Below are 2,704 nucleotides of genomic sequence, written 5' to 3' on the forward strand. Positions count from 1 at the left end.
GGAACTACACACCCTCCACCGGGACCATCGGAACAAGTGGCAGCGGCGCGACCGGCGCAGCGGCGAAGGCTGTCCAGGTAGCGCTCGCTCAGCTCGGTGATCCCTACATCTACGGCGCGGAAGGGCCGGGCGCCTTCGACTGCTCGGGACTGATGCAGTACGCGGCGGCCGCCGCCGGCGTTCGAATTCCTCGAGTCGCGGCGGATCAGTACCGGACACTGCCCAAGGTGAATCCCCGCGACATCAGGCCCGGCGATCTCATCTTCCCGTCCGAATCGTTCAAGGGTGCGAACAATCCCGGCCACGTCATCATGTACATCGGCAACGGGATGTGCGTCGAAGCTCCGAAGCCCGGTGGCCACGTCCAGTACCGCAAACTACCCAGTAGCTACGCGGCCGCACGCTGGGCATGACTTTCCAGCCGTTTCCGCTCGGCGTCCTCCGGCGCCGGCGACATCGAGCAACAGCTCACACTGATTCGCGTCGCAAGCGCGGAACTCTCTCGGCATTCCCGGTCCGGAGTGAACTCCTGGCGCGGCGACCGAGCCATCGGTCGCGGCAAGCGCCCGGTCGTGACGGCGTCAATACCCCACGTACGAGCCGCCGCCGCGCATCTGCACGATTCCCGGCACATTGCTGACCGACCCGTAACGCTCGATGGCATAGCGAACGCCCGCGACGATGTTGTCCACGGGATTCCAGATATCACGGTGTCCTGGAACGGAATACGCGTTGAACGTCGGATCGATGGTCTGCATCAAACCTTTCGATGGAATCCCGGCCGCGGCGTTGCTGTCCCAAAGGTTGATGGCGTTCGGGTTGCCACCGGATTCGTGCTGGATGATCGCCGCGATGTCGGACGGATCGATCTGACGCGTGTCGTAGCCGTGCTGGCGCAACACCTGCAAGGCTTCGTTGATCCATTGTCCCTGCTGACCGGACGGCCGCGTGCGTGGCGGACCGCCACTGGGCCCGTGCATGCCGGAGTGCGACGTGCGGCGGGGCCGCCGCGGCTGGACGGGGCGCGACTCGCGCAGGTAGTGGTCGGCCAGGGCCGCGACTCGATCGGCGGTGAGCACCGTCGCGGCCTGCCCCTGGCCCAGCACGGTACCCGCGCGTTGCAAGGCGTTGTCCAAGGTGGAGATCACCAACTGTCTGCTCGCGGTGGCGTCCTGGACGTTCCCGAGGGCCGTCAAGGCGGTGTTCACCTCGGCGATGATCGCGCCGATCGCGGCGCGGCCCTGCGTAGTGCTGTCGACCGCGCCGCCGAGGATGCGTTCCAGCTCGGCGTTCATCGACTGTGCCGCATCGCCGTGGCGTGCTCGATTCTGATTGCTGTCGGCGTACTGGGAACCGAGCGCACCGTCCCACACGACGAGTCCGGTCGGCCGCGCCGCGCCGAGATCGGGCGGCGCGTACGACTGTCCCGACACAGCGGTCGGCGGCCCATCACCGTACTGGGCGGCGATAGCAGCCAAGGCGCCCATCGCCGCGGCCGCCATGGGCGCGGACGAGCCCGCCATGCCGAGCGCGTCCGAGCGCGGGAGAGAGGTGGAACTCGAAGCGGCGGCATTCGTCTCGGATACCGACGGTGCGCTTTGGGCGCGCCCCTGAGCCGTCGCGCTGGTCGGCGCCGCTGGGGCAGGCGCACCTGCCTGCGGACGCGGGATAGGGGCCGGAGCGCCGCGCGTCGCGGATTTGGCGGAGCGACGCGGCGCGGCGGTGGTGGCGCTCGCGCGCCCGTCGCGAGGATCTCCGGGATCCTCGGAATCCGTCTCGGGCGGAGTGCGATCCGTCGGAGCCATCAGTTACCCCGATGCGCGCGGACACAACGCGCGGTGACCACAGAGGCAGCCATGATTCACCTTCCGCCGGATGCCCCGGGACGCGCACTGCCGATCTCCGGACACGATCAGCGCGTGCTGGAGCCGGAGAAGTTCTCAGCCGACGCGGCAGCGATGTTCGCCATCCGCGCCGACGCGGTGAACTCACGCCGCCTTGCCCGCTGTCGGCTCACCCGACTCGGAGTACCTCTTCCCCGGCACTCGTCCCGAAGCGTATCCGCAGCTTAACCCAGGTATTTCCGGAGCCACGCCTGTTCTGTTCCCGCTCGCGGGAATACCGGGTGCCCCGCAGCCGGGCACGTGGTCGCGCCACAACCGCCAGGCGCCTCGGTCGCGGAGTGCCACCGCGCGACGGCCGGGGCGGCCTCACACGGCGACGTTGCGCATCGCCGAGGCAATGCTGTTGGCATAGGCGATGCGCTGTCCTCTCGCCTCACCGGAGCTTCTTTCGTAATACTGATCGAAGACCGCCGCGGCGTAGGCAGGCGTCTGCGCGGCCCGGAGATATCCGTACGCGGTGGATTCATTGCTACGCAATTCGGCCATCATGTAATCGATCTGGACCTTCCAGTCGGTGACCGGCTTCCCTTGGGCGGCCGCGAACCGCTCCAGAGCCTGCCGTCGCCCACCCCGCCACTGGCACAGACCGATAGCGCCTTCGCCCGAGTTGTACGCGCTCGTGTTGAAACCGGACTCGACCTGCAGGTTACCCACGATTCCGGCTGCTTGCGCGGGCGTGAGTCCATATTTCGATATGAGGTACCGATAGACATCCGCGGGATTCGCTTTCGAGCCTCCTGGGATGTTGTCGGCGCCACGACCCGTTCCCGTTCCCGTTCCGGTGGAGGGTGTGTAGTTCT

Annotated in this window: 3 protein-coding genes; 1 reads left to right on the plus strand and 2 read right to left on the minus strand. The window is 67.5% G+C overall.

Annotated elements, in window-relative coordinates; genetic code table 11:
* Positions 1 to 413, plus strand: a 413-nt coding sequence (locus ACWEO7_RS39000) for a C40 family peptidase (RefSeq protein ID WP_452430811.1), incomplete at its 5' end; no start/stop codon positions are given.
* Between the two features lie 168 nt (positions 414 to 581).
* On the opposite strand, the gene ACWEO7_RS39005 is transcribed toward ACWEO7_RS39000, so the two are convergent.
* Together ACWEO7_RS39005 and ACWEO7_RS39010 are read right to left on the minus strand one after the other, a co-directional pair.
* Complete coding sequence (locus tag ACWEO7_RS39005; protein ID WP_452430813.1) at positions 582 to 1,523, minus strand: transglycosylase SLT domain-containing protein; 942 nt, start codon at positions 1,521 to 1,523, stop codon at positions 582 to 584.
* A 687-nt stretch (positions 1,524 to 2,210) separates the two neighbouring features.
* A partial coding sequence (locus ACWEO7_RS39010; RefSeq protein WP_452430815.1) for a phage tail tip lysozyme occupies positions 2,211 to 2,704 on the minus strand: 494 nt, incomplete at its 5' end.

The sequence above is a fragment of the Nocardia sp. NPDC004260 genome (assembly GCF_053603155.1).